We start from the raw sequence: 14254 nt of genomic DNA, 5'->3' as shown, positions 1-14254 counted from the left end.
ATGACGCGCCCTGTCAAGATTTTTCTCGTGACGTGGTCAGCTCTCGTCTCGCAGCTTGGGCACGTCGGCCGCATCGTCGAGTTCGTGCAGGTCGTGGCCTGGTGCGTCCGAGCTGAGGCCCTGTTCGCCGGTGCTGGACTGGGGGTGGACGACGCCTTCGTAGCCGTCCATCTCTTCGAGCGCGGCGTCGCCGAGGCGCTCTTCGTCGATCTCGCGCGGGTCCTCGCCGGGCGTGGCCCCGGGCTTGGTTCGCCGGTCGTCGGTCATGCCGCCGACGTACCCAGCGGAGCGGGTCGCACGCCCGGGGGCGGGCGGTCAGGCGTCTTTGGGGCCCTCAGTGCGAGCGCGCTGCTCGTCGTCCCAAGCGTCCTCGGCGTTGGTGCGCTCGCGGATGGTCCGCAGCCGCCGGTCCCAGGCGATGGACACCTTGTCGCGACTGCCGCGCAGCACGAAGTAGCTGAGCAGACCGGAGACGAGCAGCGCCACCACCACGAGCACCAGCCCGCGGAAGCCGACGAGGAACAGCAGCGCGGCGACGACGGCGAAGACCAGCGCGCGCAGGAGGGTGTATCGGACGACAGCCATGACGCCACGCATTCTACGCCGGCAATCGACAGGGGCCGCCGCCGCGGGACGGGGAAGCCCGGCGGCGGCCCCTGCCGATCACCCCGGGGAGGGTGGTGGCCTGGAGGGGCGGCTCGGCTGCTGCCCGGAGCCGGCCGCCGGTGTGATGTGCGGAAGGACCATGTCGGAGACTCTATCGAACAGGTGTTCGAGCGTCAAGAAGTTCCTAACGCGGTGTCGAAACCGGGCCGCGGCGTTCGTTGCAGGGGTGAGAGGCCGCCCACGAGGGGCGTCCCGAGCGCCAGAAGGAACCGCGATCATGAAGCTGACCGCCACCATCCAGGTCACCGTCGACGGCGTCATGCAGGCCAACGGCGGCGCGCACCCCGACCTCGACCCCGGCTACGACCGCGGCGGCTGGGCCCTGCCCCTGTTCGACGACGAGTCCTTCGCCCACGTCGAGGAGACCTACGAGCGCGCCGACGCGTTCCTCTTCGGCCGCAGGACCTACGACTTCTTCGCCCACACCTGGGGCGCGATCCCCGACATGATGGACAGCCGGATCGGCCGCGCCCTGAACGAGAAGCCCAAGTACGTCGCCTCCACCACCCTCACCCGCCCGCACTGGGCGCCCGGAACCGTCCTGCCCGGCGGCGGCGACGGGGGCGACCTCGCGGCAGCCGCACAGGAGCTGAAGGCCGCACCGGGTGGGGAGCTGCAGGTCCACGGCTCCGGCGACCTCACCCGCTGGCTGCTCGCCCAGAACCTCCTCGACGAGCTCCACCTGCTCACCGTCCCCGTCATCGTCGGACGGGGCATCCGCCTCTTCCCCCACGACGGCCCCGACCACGCACTCGACCTGACCGAGTTCCGCGCTTTTCCGAAGGGCATCACCCTGCAGACCTACCGCCTCGCCAGGCGACCCCAGTACGCCGCCCACTGAGCACAGGAGATGATGCCGAGATGAAGTACATGGTTTCCGTCATCGACGACAGGACGGGCTCGGCCACCGAGGACGAGATGACCGCCATCCACGCGTTCAACGAGACACTCCAGGCCGACGGTCACTGGGTCTTCGCCGGCGGCCTCGCGGCACCCGAGGCGTCCACCGTCGTCGACAACCGCGGCGGCGAGCCGCTGATCACCGACGGCCCGTTCCTGGAGACGAAGGAGTACTTCGCCGGCTTCTGGATCATGGAGGCGCCCGACCTCGACGTCATGCTGAAGCTCGCCACCGCGGCGTCGAAGGCCTGCAACCGCAAGCTCGAGGTGCGCCCGCTCCTGGTCCTGTGAGCGCCGTCGACGTCCGCGAGGCGATCACCCGGACCCACCAGCAGGAATGGGCGCGGGTGGTCGCCTCCCTGACCAAGCGTTTCGGCGATCTCGACATCGCCGAGGAGGCCGCCGCCGAGGCGTTCGCGACCGCCGTCGAACGATGGCCGGCCGACGGCGTCCCACCCAACCCGGGCGCCTGGCTGACCACCACCGCCAACCGCCGGGCCATCGACCGGCTCCGGCGCGAGAGCAAGCGCGACGACAAGCAGAAGGAGGCGCAGCTGATGCTCGGCGACGACCCGCCCGAACCTCTCGGCGCCATCGACGACGAGCGACTCCGGCTGATCTTCACCTGCTGCCACCCGGCGCTGGCCATGGAGACCCGCGTGGCGCTGACGCTGCGCATGGTCGGCGGGCTCACCGTGCCGGAGATCTCGCGGGCCTTCCTGGTGCAGGAGACCACCATGGGGCAGCGGATCAGCCGAGCGAAGGCCAAGATCAAGGCCGCGCGCATCCCCTACCGGGTGCCGGCCGCGGAGGACCTGCCCGCGCGCGTCTCCGGCGTCCTCGCCGTCCTGTTCCTCGTCTTCAACGAGGGCTACCTGGCGACCGGTCCCGAGAGCGACCCCGTCCGACACGACCTCACGGCCGAGGCCATCCGGCTCACCCGCCTGATCCGCTCCCTCCTGCCCGACGACGGTGAGGTGGCCGGCCTGCTGGCGCTGATGCTGCTCACCGAGGCCCGCCGCGCGGCCCGAGTCTCGGCCACCGGCGAGCTGGTCTCCCTCGACGAGCAGGACCGCGGCGCCTGGGACAGGGCGCTGATCGCCGAGGGCCACCGGCTGGTGCGCGAGCGCCTCGCCGCTGCCGCCGCCGGGGTGGCGCCGGGTCGCTACCAGATCCTCGCCGCCATCAACGCCGTCCACACCTCCGCCCGCGACGTCCGCGACACCGACTGGTCGCAGGTGGTCGCGCTCTACGACCAGCTCGCCCGCCTCGACCCGTCGCCGATCGTGGTGCTCAACCGCGCCGTCGCCGTCGCCGAGACCGACGGCCCCGACGTGGCCCTGGCCGCCGTCGACCGGCTCGAGGACCGCCTGGCCGGCTACCACGCCTACCACGCGACCCGGGCCGAGCTGCTGCGCCGGCTGGGCCGCAGCGAATCGGCGTACGCGGCCTACGACCACGCCATCGAGCTGGCCGGCAACACCGCCGAGACCGCCTACCTCACCCGCCGGCGCGACCAGCTCGGATGGCGCCCCTGACACGTCCTCATGGGTCCAGCGGGGCGGGCCACTCGTGTGCCGGCAGCAGCTCGCGCAGCGGGACGGCGCGGTCGCGACCCAGGACGACCCGGGTGTCGAGGTTGTCCGGGTGCAGCTGCCGGATGAACTCGCGGCACCGCCCGCACGGCGGCAGCACGAAGAGGGCGCCGTCGTCGTCACGCCACACCGCGACGATGGCCGCGATGCGCTCCTCGCCGCCGGTGACCATGGCGGCGATCGCGCTGTGCTCGGCGCAGAACCCGGTGCCGCTCGCGGTGTCGATGCAGACCCCGTGGAAGGTCGTGCCCCGGTCGGTGACCAGCGTCGACGCGACGTCGCCGACGAGCCGCCCCTGCACCTCGCGCGGGTTCAGGTGCGACGCCGCCGACGCGATCAACTCACCGTCGTCCATCATCCGCCCCGCACCTGCGCGACCCGCCCGATCAGCTCGGCCGCGAGGCCGGGCAGCACTCCGGTCTCGCCCGCGACCCAGCGCTTGGCGACGAGGTTCGCCGGATACAGCTCGACGTCGCCCGGCTGCCCGTGCAGCGCCAGCTCGGTGCCGTACTCGTCGCTCGCGACCACCCAGGCCAGCCCGGCGTTCAAGCGCAGGTGCTCGCCGAACCCGATGCCGAACCGGTTGATGGCGTCGTTGGGGCCGGGCCGCTCCTCGGGCGGCAGCGCCAGCCACCCGCCGAGCGCACCGTCGTACGCCGCCCCCAAGGCGACGATATCGCCGTCGGCCACGCCGCCCGCGCGCTGCGCCGCCAGCGACTCGGCCACCCACGCCCGCTCGGCGTCGTTCAGCTCCGTGATCGCCGGGCCTGACGGCGACGGCGGTGGCTCCGGTGCGGATCGCCTGAACCAGCCCATCGCCGCAGCCTAGCTCGCGGTCGGACAGCAGCCGGTCAGCGCTGACAGTGCCCAGTCACGACTCCTCGCCGCCGGGACGCCGGACCGAGCCGACGACTCGCAGGCCGTACTGGTCGATCACATGCGTGACGTGGCCGTACTTGTCGGCGCGCCCCTGGGCGGCCTGCTCGGCGCTGCCGTACGACGAGAACGTGCGACCGGACCATTTGCACCCCGGACAGTGCGCTCGGTAGGCCGGCGCCCAGCGCGTCGCCGCCGTCTCCTGCTCCTGGGCGGTCACTGCCGGCTCCGGACCACCCGCGCGCGACGGCGAGCAGCGACCAGGCAGCCGAGCCAGAGCACGGGAATGCTCGCGACGGCCAGCGCGCCGGTCACGCTCACGATCGATCGCCGCGGCGGATGGTGAACATGGCGGCAAGGTAGAGCCCTGCGGCGACCGCTGCGAAGGCTCTTTGCACGACCTTGCACGAGTCAGCCTCCGCCCTTGACCGGGCGTTCGGCCGGCCGTCAGGCTCGGTGCAAGCTCATGCAATCGATGACGAAGGGCGGCGTCATGACACTCAAGTTCCTCGGGATCATCCCGGACACGCCAGGGAACAACTCACCCACGATCTGGCTCGAGGAGGAGACCGGCGACCTGGTGATCCAGAGTTATACCGCCGACAGTGCGACCGTGCAGGAGGCGCAGCGAGTGGGGTCGATCCCGGGCCACGGGACCGACATTCCTCCGCACGAGTCGATGATCCGGCTCCCAGCAGTCATGCGGCAGTTCCTCCTCGGACCTGGCGAGAGCGCGTGACCGAGTTCCAGGATGTCTTGGCCTCGGCCAGGCGCTCCGCGGTGCACCTCGAGATGCGCGACTCGTACATGCTGGACGATCCGGCGTTCGTCGCCTGGCAACGTGGCGAAGGCGTCGATCCGGTCGTGCAGTGGCGGCCGTGGGTCGATCTGATCCGGGAGACGGTGGCCCGCGGCGTGGTCGTGCGCCGCGCACGGATCGTCTCGGAGCCGGTGAGCGAGTACATCCGCTGGGAACACTGGACCACGGCGATGAACGTGGCTGCCGGCGAGCAGGTGCGCTGGCTGCCACGCCGGCAAGCGACCGGCCTCGCACTGCCCGGAAACGACTACTGGCTGTTCGATGACGAGACCGTCATGGTCAACTACTTCGACGGCAACGGACAGAAGCCCGAGCACGGCTACGACGTGCTCACCGACCAGCAGGTCGCCAAGCTCTGCAGTTCCGCCTTCGAGTCCGTCTGGGAGCGCGCGATCCCACATGAGGAGTACCAGCCGTAGGGAATGACCGCCACGTACTCCAGCGTCCAGCAGGCCCGTCAGGTTCTCGCCGACCGACTCCGTGACATGCGGGTCGACGCGCGCCTGACGGGCCAGGAGCACGCCCGGCGGTGTGGCTGGCACGCGGCGAAGACGAGCCGTATCGAGCGCGGCAAGACCGCTCCTGCCGCCGACGACATACGCACCTGGTGCCGGATCTGTGGAGCTGACGACCAGGCTGCCGACCTTGTCGCCTCGTTGCGCGCCGCCGAAGGAATGTTCATCGAGTGGCGGCGCATGGAGCGTGACGGGCTACGGCACGCTCAGGAAGCCATCCGGCCGCTGTACGAGCGAACGAGGCGGTTCCGGGCGTACTCGTCCTGGGTGATGCCCGGCATCATTCAGACGCCCGGCTATACCGAGCAGGTCTTGCGGGCGGTCCAGCGGTGGCGCGCCCTGCCCGATGACGTCGAGCAGGCGCTGGAGTCACGGGTCGAGCGACAGCGCCTGTTGGCCCGAGCGGACAAGGTGTTCGCCTTCGTCCTGGAAGAGACCGTCCTCCGCGCCACGGTCGTCGACGCCGAAGCGATGGCCGCGCAGCTGGGCCACCTCCTGGAAGTGGCATCCCTGCCCAACATCAGTCTCGGTGTCGTTCCAGCCGCGACGGGCCGCGAGCATTGGCCTGTCGAGGACTTCTGGTTGTACGACGATGCGCAGGTCAACGTCGAGCTGGTGTCGGGCTATCTCACCGTGACGCAACCGCGCGAGATCCTGATGTACGCCAAGACCTTCGCCCGCCTCGCAGAGGCGGCGGTCTACGGACGTGACGCCCGAGCCCTGATCCGCGCCGCCGCCGACGGGCTCAGCGGCCCCGGCAAGGAGCCCTAAGCGGAGGCCTGTCTCCGGCCGTTCACATCTTTCATCTAACGTGCGTGGTATGACCTCTACCCCCATGAAGTTCGGACTCTTCGTCCCGCAGGGCTGGCGCCTCGATCTCGTCGACATCGCGCCCGAGAACCATTGGGCGACGATGCTCGATCTCGCCAAGCACGCCGACGCCGGCCCGTGGGAGTCCATCTGGGTCTACGACCACTTCCACACCGTCCCGGTGCCCACCGAGGAGGCCACCCACGAGGCGTGGTCGCTGATGGCGGCGTTCGGGGCCGCCACCGAGCGGGTGCGGCTGGGCCAGATGTGCACCTGCATGGCCTACCGCAACCCGGCCTACCTGGCCAAGGTCGCCGCGACCATCGACGCCGTGTCTGGCGGGCGGGTCGAGATGGGCATCGGCGGCGGCTGGTACGAGCACGAGTGGCGCGCCTACGGGTTCGGCTTCCCGCGCGCGGGAGTGCGGCTGGGCATGCTCGACGAGGGCGTCGACATCATGCGGCAGGCGTGGACCAACGGCATCGCGACCCTCGACGGCGAGCACTACCAGGTCGACGGGGCCATCGTCCGGCCGCTGCCGCTCCAGCCGGACGGCATCCCGCTGTGGATCGCCGGCGGCGGCGAGAAGGTGACGCTGCGCATCGCGGCCAAGCACGCCCGCGGCGCGGAGTACACCGGCTCGCGCAGCTATACCGCGTACACGAACTTCAGCGGCACGCCCGAGGGCTTCGCGCACAAGTCCGAAGTCCTCGCCGGGCACTGCCGCGACCTGGGCACCGACTACGACTCCATCACCCGGTCGATGAACTTCAACGTCGTCATCGGCACGACGGAGGCCGAGGCGCAGTCGAAGATCGCCCGCGTCGAGGAGATCTACAGCCGGTTCATGACTCCCGACGTCGTCGCCGAGAAGATCAAGCCGTACCGCGAGAGTCCCACCGTCGGCACGCCCGAGCAGGTCGCCGAGGCGATCCGCAGCTTCCAGGACGTCGGCATGAGCTACGCCATCAACTACTTCCCCGAGGCCGCGTACGACCGCAGCGGCATCGAGCTGTTCGAGAAGGAGGTCGTGCCGGCGCTCGGTTGAGGCTAGTCCCCGCCTCCGCCGTCACCGCCTCCGTCACCGTCGCCGCCGTCGCTGGTCATGCCCGCGTCGGCGGCGACGATCGCGTTCACGCCGTGGCGGTCGCTGCCGCGGCCGTGCGGAACGCTCCACCGGGACTCGACGGCGTTCCCCTGGACCGCGCGGCGCAGCGCGTCGTCCGTCATGGCGGCGAACCCGCCGACGGCGACCCGCTGCGCCTGCGGGTCGTCCGCGGGCAGTTCGGCCTGCAGCAGCTCGACGATGTCGCGGCCGAGCGCCGTCCGCGGGTCGGAGCCGTGATAGCCGGGGCGTCGGCTCCAGATGAACGCGGTCAGGATCGTGATCGGCGCCCAGGCGAAGACGGTGATCGCGGCGGGGATCTCGCCCTGCTCGTCGAACGGGTCGATCGAGGTCATGAGGCCGATCGAGCAGAGGAACATGCCGATCAGCGTCGGCGCCCACACGATCGCCGGACCCCACTGCCGGCCCAGCGGCGTCACCAGGAAGCCGCGGTCGGCCAGCGTGCGCAGCCGGGTGCGCAGCCGCATCTTCAGGACGTCGCGGCGGACGGCGTCCAGCCCCTGCCGGCCCTTGGCCCGCACCGATACCAGGATCCAGCCCTCGTCGGTGGCGTAGGGCGGCTGGTACTCGGGACTGTCCATCGGGGTGTCGAGCATCCGGTCGACCTCGTCGCTGACGGTGAGCTTCCCGTCGTCGGCGAGCACCAGCCCGCGTCCGACGAGCTCCAGCACCGTCACGTCGATAGCCCGCGCGACGCCGCCGCTGAGCAGCGCGGTGTCGGTGCGGTCGAAGCTGCGGCCGATCTCGTAGCGCGCCACGTCGGGGCGGCGCCGGCGGTCGTTCAGCACCACGGCGACCGCCGATCCGATGCCGCCCACCACGACCAGGACGAAGAGCACCAGCAGGCCCGTCACCGTTCGACGCTGGCAGCTCAGGGTTGCGGCTGGGTGATCACCCGCGAAACCAGTGGCGACGAGTACACGACCGAGGTGGTGACGCTGCCGAGCGTGGCCAGCCGGCCGGCGATCTCCTCGAGGTGGCGCATGGACCGCGCCGCCACCTTGAGCACGAAGCAGTCGTCGCCCGTGACGTGGTGGCACTCCAGCAGCTCCTGGGTGCGCTCCAGCTCGGCGTGCAGCGCGCGGTAGTTGCCGGACGGGTAGGCCAGCCGCACGAAGGCGACGACGGTGTAGCCGACCCGCTCGAGGTCGACATCGGCCCGGAAGCCGGCGATGACGCCGAGGTCGGTGAGCCGGCGGATGCGGTCGGCCGTGGCCGTGGGGCCGAGGTTCACCCGGCGGGCCAGCTCGGCGACGGTGATGCGGCCGTCGCGCTGCAGGTGCTCGAGCAGCCGCCAGTCGAGGCGGTCGAGGGCTGGTGCGGAATCATCGGCCACATGCGCAGAATACCGGCCGATCACCGTTCGATCGCCGCTGAGACCGCCGGTCACCACTCCTCACGCCACCCTGACCGCCGTAGCGTCGTCGGCATGACGACCCTCACCTCCGTGGCGCCCGCGCCGCCCGCCGACGCCGTCGCCCACTTCTCGTCCCTGCTCGCCTTCGAGACCGACTGCTGGGACGTCCACGAAGCCTTGACGACGGGGACGGCGGACTTCGTGCTGCTCGACGTCCGCGGTCCGGACCTCTACGCCGCCGGCCACGTGCCCGGCGCCGTCAACCTGCCGCACGGGCGCATCGTCGAGCGCAACCTCGCCGACTACCCCGCCGGCACCGTCTTCGTCGCCTACTGCGCCGGGCCGCACTGCAACGGCGCCGACAAGGCCGCGCTGCGGCTGGCCAGGCTCGGCCGGCCGGTCAAGAAGATGATCGGCGGCGTCACCGGCTGGCTGGACGAGGGCTTCACGCTGCGGACGACGTGAGCACCCGGGCCAGCAGTCCGGGGTCGGCGTTGCCTCCGGACACCACGGCCACCGTCCGGCCGAACCGCTCCGGCGCGGCCAGGAACGCCGCCGTCGTGAGCGCCCCCGTCGGCTCGGAGACGATGCGCCCGCGCACCGCCAGCAGCCGCATGGCGGCCAGGATGGCGTCCTCCGGGACCGTCACGATCTCGTCGACGTGGCGGCGGATGTGCTCCCAGGTCAGCTCGCCGATCACGGGGAGCCGGACGCCGTCGGCGATGGTGCGGTAGGTGTCGGCGGGGTCCCAGGCGACGCGCTCGCCGCGGGCCAGGCTGTCGCGGGCGTCGGCGGCGAGCTCGGGTTCGACGCCGACGACGCGGACCGACGGCGCCAGCGCCTTCACCGCGACGCCGATGCCGGAGATCAGCCCGCCGCCGCCCACGGGGACGAGGACGGTGGCGGCGTCGGGGCGGTCGGCAGCGATCTCGAGGCCGACGGTGCCCGCGCCGGCGATGACCCGGGCGTCGTCGAACGGCGAGACGAACGTCAGGCCGCGCTCGGCGACCAGCTCGCGGACCCGGCTGTCGCGCTCCGCCGGCGCCACCATGACCACCTCGGCGCCGAGCGCGCGGGTCGCCTCGACCTTCACCGGTGCGGCGGCGTCGGGCATGACGACGGTGGCGGCGATGCCCTGCGCGCGGGCGGCCCAGGCCAGCGCCTGTGCGTGGTTGCCGCTGGAGTGGGTGACGACGCCGCGCGAGCGGGCGCCGTCGTCGAGCAGCGCCACGGCGTTGAACGCGCCGCGCAGCTTGAACGCGCCGGTGGCCTGCAGACCCTCGGGCTTCAGCCACAGCTCGCCGCCGGCCCACGCCGCCTGGATCAGCGGCGTCCGGACGGCGACGCCGTCGAGCCGCCGGGCCGCCGCACGCACGTCGCCGAGACCGACCAGACCCTGGGCCATCAGCTGCCGACCAGTTCCGACGGGGTCCGCTCGACCTGGCGGTCCTCGAACCGGGTGGAGATGACGAGGGTGGTGCGCGTACGGGCGACGCCCTCGATGCGGACCAGCCGGCCCAGCAGCCGCTCAAGCCCCTCGACGTCGGCGACCCGCACCTTCAGCATGTAGGCCTCGTCGCCGGCGATGAACCAGCAGTCCTCGACCTCGGGAACGTCCTCCAGGCGGGCGCCGACGTCCTCGTGCCCCGCGGAGTCGGACAGCACCAGCCCGATCAGCGCCGTCAGACCCAGGCCCAGCGCTGAGGGGTTGACGGTGGCGCGGTAGCCGGTGATCACTCCGCGCTCCTCGAGCCGGCGCACCCGTTCCTGGATGCTCGGCCCGGACAGCCCCACCAGCCGTCCCAGCTCGGCGTACGACGCGCGGCCATTGGCCCTCAGCGCCGCGACAAGACTCGCATCGACGGTGTCCATGGCGTTCCATCCTCGCAGTGCCCGCGGCGGCGTCGGCAACGTGGTGGGGATCACCCCGTTCGAGATGGATTCGTTACGCCGTCGTGACTTAGAATCATAGGCAGAAGGTCGATGTTGACCTTCGATCTCGTTGGTATTCTTGCATATGGAGTGACGTTGTACAGCCTCGAGTACGCCCAGACCCGCATCGACGACCTGCGTCGGGAGGCGGAGAGGGCGCGCCAGGCAGCTGCCGTTCGCGCCGGCCACCGTCCGCGTCGTCGCCTCTTCTCCTGATCACCGACCACGCGTCCGGCCCCGCCCGGCCGGACGCCTTCCAGGGCTAGCCCCCCAGCCCCTGGTCGTGGCGCCCCCGGATCCGCGTGACGCTTGCCCAGACAAGCGGAATGCGGTCCGGGGTGCGTCACGCCCGGCACACCACCTAGGCTGGTGGAAAGGCACACAGCTCGACCGGGGAGGTCTCACGGTGGGTCGGGTACTACCAATCGTGGTCGCGATTGCGCTGCTGGTCTATGCGCTCATCGACTGCCTGCAGACCGACTCCGCCCGGTTCCGGTCGCTCAACCGCGTCGCCTGGGTCGCGATCATCGTGCTCATCCCGCTGATCGGCCCCATTCTCTGGCTGGCCGTCGGCAAGGTGCGCCAGCGTCCGCAGCGCCGCCCCGCCGCTCCGCCGGCCCGGCCGCTCGCGCCCGACGACGACCCCGAGTTCCTGCGGCACCTGCGCGACATCGACACCAAGCACGAGCAGATGCTGAACCAGTGGGAGGCCGACCTCCGCAAGCGCGAGGCCGAGATCAAGGCCAAGAAGGACGCCGAGGACCGCGCCGCCGCCGAAGAGCTCGAGCGCCGTCGCCAGGCCGAGGCCCGCAAGCGCGAGGACGAGGCCCGTCACCACACCGACGACGAGGACGAGTCCCGCTAGTCCTCGCCGCGGCGGTCGCTCCGGGTCAGGTCCCGGAATCCGGCTCACGCTCGGGAAACCGACGCTTGGGCGCCCGATCCGCCCCGCAAGCGCCGGTTTCCCGAGCGTCCGCCGGATTCCGCAGCGTCACGACCGGCCTACCGGGTCAGAGGCCGCCGTAGGAGTGCAGGCCGTTGAAGAGGATGTTCACCCCGAAGTAGCTGAACAGCACCGTCGCGTACCCGACGAGCGCCACCACGGACGCCTTCGAGCCCTTCCAACCGGCCGTGGCGCGCGCGTGCAGGTACGCCGCGTAGGCGAGCCAGGTGATGAGGGCCCAGACCTCCTTGGGGTCCCAGCCCCAGTAGCGGCCCCACGAGACCTCGGCCCAGATGGCGCCGAGGATGAGGGGCCCGAAGGTCCAGATGGGGAACCCGATGGCGGTCAGCCGGTAGGCCAGCCGGTCCAGCGCGCCGGAGTCCGGCAGCGAGGCGCCGAAGCCCGACGTCCTGCCGCGGTCGGCGGCCCGCTCGGAGACGATCTGCAGAGCGCTGACCACGGCGGAGACGGTGAACAGGCCGAACGCCAGCACCGCGCAGCCGACGTGGATGACCAGCCAGTACGACTGCAGCGCCGGCTGCAGCGGGCCCGGCGGCACGTACAGGAACGTCGCCGCCAGCCCGACGGTGACGAAGATCAGCAGGACGGCCCAGACGGCGACGACCTTGCCGACGACGGTGCGGGCGAGGACGAGGAAGACGATCGAGGCGACGAGCGCGCCGGTGATGGAGAACTCGTACATGTTGGCCCACGGCGTGCGCCCGGTGCCGACACCGCGCATGACGACGCCCGCGGCCAGGACCAGCGTGGCCAGGCCGAACAGCACGCGGCCGTTGCGGCCGAGCCGGTCGGCCCGCTCCTCGATCTCGGCGTCGCCCGGCCCGGCCTCGGAAGCACCGGCACCGGCACCGGCGCTCGCTCCGGACACCGTCGACGACGACCCGCCGACGGCGATCAGCTCGTTCAAGCGGTCGGCCGAGCGCTCGGCCGCGGCCACCTCGGCAGAGCGGCGCAGGCGGCTGCGCAGACCACCCTCGGCGCAGAAGGCCAGCCAGGCCGCCAGGTAGACGAGGACCGCGACGACAACGACGTAGCGGCTCCACTCGGCGACGGCGTCGAGGTCCATCAGTCTTCCCTCTTCTCTTCCGCGCCTCCGAGGCGCAACAGCAGCCCGTCGGTGATGGCACCGACCTCGTCGACGAGGCGGTCGCCCGCCGAGCCCTCGGCCCGGTGCAGCCCCGCGACCTCGACCACGGTACGCCCCTCGGGTCCGACGGTGGCACGCACCCAGGCCCGGCGCCGGCGCACGTACAGCGAGCCCATGAGCCCGACGACCGCGAGCACCGCGCCGACGAGCGCCAGCTCGCGCCCGGAGTTCCGCCCGATCTGCAGGTTCACCCAGGTCACATAGCCGTCGAAGGTGATGAAGCGGCCGTCGGGCAGTTCGACGGTGTCGCCGACGACCAACTGGCGACGGTACGGCTCGCCGTTCTCCTGGAACTGCTCCATGTCGTCGGTGTCGAGCCGGTACACCGACTGCGGCTGGCCGTCGTCGAGGCCGAGGTCGCCGTGCCAGGCGGTCAGGAACACCGCCGGGTTGCGGGCACCGGGGAAGATCGAGCGCGGTCCGTTCTGGTCCAGCACGGCGGTGGGCAGGAAGTTGGCCTGGATGCCGATGTCGTCGCCGAACTCCGGCGGCACCTCGACCTTGACCACGCCGGTGGAGGTGAAGCTGGAGTCCTCGGGCAGGAACGGCACCGGGCCCTCGGCGAGGACGGTCTCGCGGTCGGCGGCCCGGATGGTGAACGCGGGCGCGTAGCCGGGGTTGATGATGTGCACCGACGTGCCGTCGATGTCGAGCGGCTCGTTGACCCGGATGGTGTGCGTCTCGGGCTCCGCGCCGGGCTCGCGCACCAGGCGCACCGTCGCCTCGTAGTGCGACGGCTGGCCGATCTGGTTGCCAGCGTCGACGAACTCCATGGTGAACGACTCGACGTCCATGGAGAACGGCGGCAGGTCCGACGAGTCGAACAGCGCGCCCGCGGAGAGGCTGTCGAACTGGATGACCTGGTTCGAGAAGCCCGAGCCCTCGGGCACCAGCACCGTCGCCCGGTAGCTGAACAGCCCGCCCAGGGCGACGGCCAGCAGCACGACCACGACGGACAGGTGGAAGAGCAGGTTGCCGGTCTCGCGCAGGTGCCCGATCTCGGCGGCGACGGCGTCGTCCTCGCCCGCCGAGCCCTCCGCCGCGGGCTTGCGCAGGCGGAACCGCCGGGAGCGCAGCTCGGCCCGGGCGACGGCGAGCACCTCGGCCGGCGTGGCGTCGACCTCGACCGTCCGGTACGCGGGCAGCCGCGACAGCCGCTTCGGCGCCTTCGGCGGCTGCGCCCGGACCGCCTTCCAGTGCTGCCAGCAGCGCGGCAGGATGCAGCCGACCAGCGACACCAGCAGCGCCAGGTAGATGGCGGCGAACCAGGGCGCGGAGTAGACGTCGAACAGGCCGAGGCGGTCGTACCACTCCGACAGCGTGGGGTTGCGGGCGCGGAAGTCGCGCACGTTGAGCGGGTTGACGTCGCTCTGGGGGATGACCGAGCCGGGGATGGCGGCGACGGCGAGCAGGAACAGCAGGATCAGCGCCACCCGCATGGAGGTGAGCTGCCGCCAGGCCCACCGCGCCAGCTCGCGGCCGTGCAGCGGCGGCGGCCGGTCGTCGACCGGCGGGCGGGTGTCCATCTGCGTCGTCATCGTGTGCC

The 14254-nt window shown here is 71.6% G+C and carries 20 protein-coding genes; 9 read left to right on the top strand and 11 right to left on the bottom strand.

What is annotated here, in order from left to right; all coding sequences use genetic code 11:
* Nucleotides 1–36: 36 nt before the first annotated feature.
* Entirely contained in the window at nucleotides 37–267 is a 231-nt protein-coding gene (locus HD601_RS13035; protein WP_184822487.1) for a hypothetical protein, read from the bottom strand.
* Nucleotides 268–315: 48 nt separating this feature from the next.
* Nucleotides 316–585: a DUF4229 domain-containing protein gene (locus HD601_RS13030; protein ID WP_184822486.1), complete on the bottom strand. Its 270-nt coding sequence runs from the start codon at nucleotides 583–585 to the stop codon at nucleotides 316–318.
* A 298-nt stretch (nucleotides 586–883) separates the two neighbouring features.
* On the opposite strand from HD601_RS13030, the gene HD601_RS13025 reads away from it, so the two are divergent.
* The 3 genes from HD601_RS13025 to HD601_RS13015 are packed head-to-tail and all read left to right on the top strand — an operon-like array spanning nucleotide 884 to nucleotide 3104.
* Entirely contained in the window at nucleotides 884–1507 is a 624-nt protein-coding gene (locus HD601_RS13025; RefSeq protein WP_184822484.1) for a dihydrofolate reductase family protein, read from the top strand.
* A gap of 20 nt (nucleotides 1508–1527) precedes the next feature.
* Complete coding sequence (locus HD601_RS13020; protein ID WP_184822482.1) at nucleotides 1528–1857, top strand: YciI family protein; 330 nt, start codon at nucleotides 1528–1530, stop codon at nucleotides 1855–1857.
* The gene (locus HD601_RS13015; protein ID WP_184822480.1) at nucleotides 1854–3104 is read left to right on the top strand and encodes a DUF6596 domain-containing protein; all 1251 of its coding nucleotides are present in this window, start codon (nucleotides 1854–1856) and stop codon (nucleotides 3102–3104) included. Before HD601_RS13020 ends, HD601_RS13015 begins: the two co-directional genes overlap by 4 nt.
* A 7-nt stretch (nucleotides 3105–3111) precedes the next feature.
* Here the strand turns inward: HD601_RS13015 and HD601_RS13010 are convergent, their stop codons facing one another.
* The 3 genes from HD601_RS13010 to HD601_RS13000 are packed head-to-tail and all read right to left on the bottom strand — an operon-like array spanning nucleotide 3112 to nucleotide 4257.
* Nucleotides 3112–3519: a cytidine deaminase family protein gene (locus HD601_RS13010; RefSeq protein WP_221440909.1), complete on the bottom strand. Its 408-nt coding sequence runs from the start codon at nucleotides 3517–3519 to the stop codon at nucleotides 3112–3114.
* Nucleotides 3516–3977 (bottom strand): DUF3806 domain-containing protein, encoded by a 462-nt coding sequence (locus HD601_RS13005; RefSeq protein WP_184822478.1) that lies wholly within the window; start codon nucleotides 3975–3977, stop codon nucleotides 3516–3518. Before HD601_RS13005 ends, HD601_RS13010 begins: the two co-directional genes overlap by 4 nt.
* Nucleotides 3978–4032: 55 nt before the next feature.
* Nucleotides 4033–4257 (bottom strand): hypothetical protein, encoded by a 225-nt coding sequence (locus HD601_RS13000; protein WP_184822476.1) that lies wholly within the window; start codon nucleotides 4255–4257, stop codon nucleotides 4033–4035.
* A 273-nt stretch (nucleotides 4258–4530) separates the two neighbouring features.
* On the opposite strand from HD601_RS13000, the gene HD601_RS12995 reads away from it, so the two are divergent.
* From HD601_RS12995 to HD601_RS12980, 4 genes are all read left to right on the top strand, one after another.
* Nucleotides 4531–4776 (top strand): hypothetical protein, encoded by a 246-nt coding sequence (locus HD601_RS12995; RefSeq protein WP_184829792.1) that lies wholly within the window; start codon nucleotides 4531–4533, stop codon nucleotides 4774–4776.
* Nucleotides 4773–5276: a DUF6879 family protein gene (locus tag HD601_RS12990; RefSeq protein ID WP_184822474.1), complete on the top strand. Its 504-nt coding sequence runs from the start codon at nucleotides 4773–4775 to the stop codon at nucleotides 5274–5276. The genes HD601_RS12995 and HD601_RS12990 overlap by 4 nt, the downstream gene beginning before the upstream one ends.
* Nucleotides 5277–5279: 3 nt before the next feature.
* Nucleotides 5280–6143: a helix-turn-helix domain-containing protein gene (locus tag HD601_RS12985; protein WP_184822472.1), complete on the top strand. Its 864-nt coding sequence runs from the start codon at nucleotides 5280–5282 to the stop codon at nucleotides 6141–6143.
* A 64-nt stretch (nucleotides 6144–6207) separates the two neighbouring features.
* Complete coding sequence (locus tag HD601_RS12980) at nucleotides 6208–7230, top strand: TIGR03560 family F420-dependent LLM class oxidoreductase (RefSeq protein WP_184829790.1); 1023 nt, start codon at nucleotides 6208–6210, stop codon at nucleotides 7228–7230.
* A gap of 2 nt (nucleotides 7231–7232) precedes the next feature.
* Here HD601_RS12980 and HD601_RS12975 read toward each other — a convergent pair whose 3' ends face one another.
* Together HD601_RS12975 and HD601_RS35665 are read right to left on the bottom strand one after the other, a co-directional pair.
* Nucleotides 7233–8162 (bottom strand): TIGR04222 domain-containing membrane protein, encoded by a 930-nt coding sequence (locus HD601_RS12975; protein WP_184822471.1) that lies wholly within the window; start codon nucleotides 8160–8162, stop codon nucleotides 7233–7235.
* Between the two features lie 17 nt (nucleotides 8163–8179).
* Nucleotides 8180–8644: a winged helix-turn-helix transcriptional regulator gene (locus HD601_RS35665; protein WP_184822469.1), complete on the bottom strand. Its 465-nt coding sequence runs from the start codon at nucleotides 8642–8644 to the stop codon at nucleotides 8180–8182.
* Nucleotides 8645–8737: 93 nt separating this feature from the next.
* Between HD601_RS35665 and HD601_RS12965 the strand changes: the two genes are divergently transcribed.
* Entirely contained in the window at nucleotides 8738–9130 is a 393-nt protein-coding gene (locus HD601_RS12965; RefSeq protein ID WP_184822467.1) for a rhodanese-like domain-containing protein, read from the top strand.
* On the opposite strand, the gene HD601_RS12960 is transcribed toward HD601_RS12965, so the two are convergent.
* Both HD601_RS12960 and HD601_RS12955 read right to left on the bottom strand, forming a co-directional pair.
* Entirely contained in the window at nucleotides 9111–10070 is a 960-nt protein-coding gene (locus HD601_RS12960; RefSeq protein ID WP_184822465.1) for a threonine ammonia-lyase, read from the bottom strand. The two genes, HD601_RS12965 and HD601_RS12960, sit on opposite strands and share 20 nt — an antisense overlap.
* On the bottom strand, nucleotides 10070–10537 hold the full coding sequence (locus HD601_RS12955; protein WP_184822463.1) for an Lrp/AsnC family transcriptional regulator: 468 nt from the start codon (nucleotides 10535–10537) through the stop codon (nucleotides 10070–10072). Before HD601_RS12955 ends, HD601_RS12960 begins: the two co-directional genes overlap by 1 nt.
* Nucleotides 10538–11024: 487 nt before the next feature.
* Here HD601_RS12955 and HD601_RS12950 point away from each other — a divergent pair, with 487 nt between their 5' ends.
* Nucleotides 11025–11462, top strand: coding sequence for a PLDc N-terminal domain-containing protein (locus HD601_RS12950; RefSeq protein WP_221440906.1), 438 nt, complete (start codon nucleotides 11025–11027; stop codon nucleotides 11460–11462).
* A gap of 145 nt (nucleotides 11463–11607) precedes the next feature.
* Here the strand turns inward: HD601_RS12950 and ccsB are convergent, their stop codons facing one another.
* Both ccsB and resB read right to left on the bottom strand, forming a co-directional pair.
* Nucleotides 11608–12627, bottom strand: coding sequence for a c-type cytochrome biogenesis protein CcsB (gene ccsB / locus HD601_RS12945; protein WP_184822460.1), 1020 nt, complete (start codon nucleotides 12625–12627; stop codon nucleotides 11608–11610).
* Nucleotides 12627–14246: a cytochrome c biogenesis protein ResB gene (gene resB / locus HD601_RS12940; protein WP_184822459.1), complete on the bottom strand. Its 1620-nt coding sequence runs from the start codon at nucleotides 14244–14246 to the stop codon at nucleotides 12627–12629. The genes ccsB and resB overlap by 1 nt, the downstream gene beginning before the upstream one ends.
* Nucleotides 14247–14254: the final 8 nt, after the last annotated feature.

This window comes from Jiangella mangrovi, from assembly GCF_014204975.1.
Taxonomy (GTDB): domain Bacteria; phylum Actinomycetota; class Actinomycetes; order Jiangellales; family Jiangellaceae; genus Jiangella; species Jiangella mangrovi.
Note: the sequence above shows the minus strand (reverse complement) of the source record. Positions and strands in the feature narration are given on the sequence as shown.

What these genes read in the sequence shown, in the direction of transcription:
- HD601_RS12955 (WP_184822463.1), bottom strand. Translation starts at nt 10,537, where the DNA reads ATGGACACCGTCGATGCGAGTCTTGTCGCGGCGCTGAGGGCCAATGGC.
- HD601_RS12985 (WP_184822472.1), top strand. Translation starts at nt 5,280, where the DNA reads ATGACCGCCACGTACTCCAGCGTCCAGCAGGCCCGTCAGGTTCTCGCC.
- HD601_RS13020 (WP_184822482.1), top strand. Translation starts at nt 1,528, where the DNA reads ATGAAGTACATGGTTTCCGTCATCGACGACAGGACGGGCTCGGCCACC.
- HD601_RS13035 (WP_184822487.1), bottom strand. Translation starts at nt 267, where the DNA reads ATGACCGACGACCGGCGAACCAAGCCCGGGGCCACGCCCGGCGAGGAC.
- HD601_RS12960 (WP_184822465.1), bottom strand. Translation starts at nt 10,070, where the DNA reads ATGGCCCAGGGTCTGGTCGGTCTCGGCGACGTGCGTGCGGCGGCCCGG.
- HD601_RS13025 (WP_184822484.1), top strand. Translation starts at nt 884, where the DNA reads ATGAAGCTGACCGCCACCATCCAGGTCACCGTCGACGGCGTCATGCAG.
- HD601_RS12995 (WP_184829792.1), top strand. Translation starts at nt 4,531, where the DNA reads ATGACACTCAAGTTCCTCGGGATCATCCCGGACACGCCAGGGAACAAC.
- ccsB (WP_184822460.1), bottom strand. Translation starts at nt 12,627, where the DNA reads ATGGACCTCGACGCCGTCGCCGAGTGGAGCCGCTACGTCGTTGTCGTC.
- HD601_RS13005 (WP_184822478.1), bottom strand. Translation starts at nt 3,977, where the DNA reads ATGGGCTGGTTCAGGCGATCCGCACCGGAGCCACCGCCGTCGCCGTCA.
- HD601_RS12965 (WP_184822467.1), top strand. Translation starts at nt 8,738, where the DNA reads ATGACGACCCTCACCTCCGTGGCGCCCGCGCCGCCCGCCGACGCCGTC.
- HD601_RS12980 (WP_184829790.1), top strand. Translation starts at nt 6,208, where the DNA reads ATGAAGTTCGGACTCTTCGTCCCGCAGGGCTGGCGCCTCGATCTCGTC.
- HD601_RS13010 (WP_221440909.1), bottom strand. Translation starts at nt 3,519, where the DNA reads ATGATGGACGACGGTGAGTTGATCGCGTCGGCGGCGTCGCACCTGAAC.
- HD601_RS13030 (WP_184822486.1), bottom strand. Translation starts at nt 585, where the DNA reads ATGGCTGTCGTCCGATACACCCTCCTGCGCGCGCTGGTCTTCGCCGTC.
- resB (WP_184822459.1), bottom strand. Translation starts at nt 14,246, where the DNA reads ATGACGACGCAGATGGACACCCGCCCGCCGGTCGACGACCGGCCGCCG.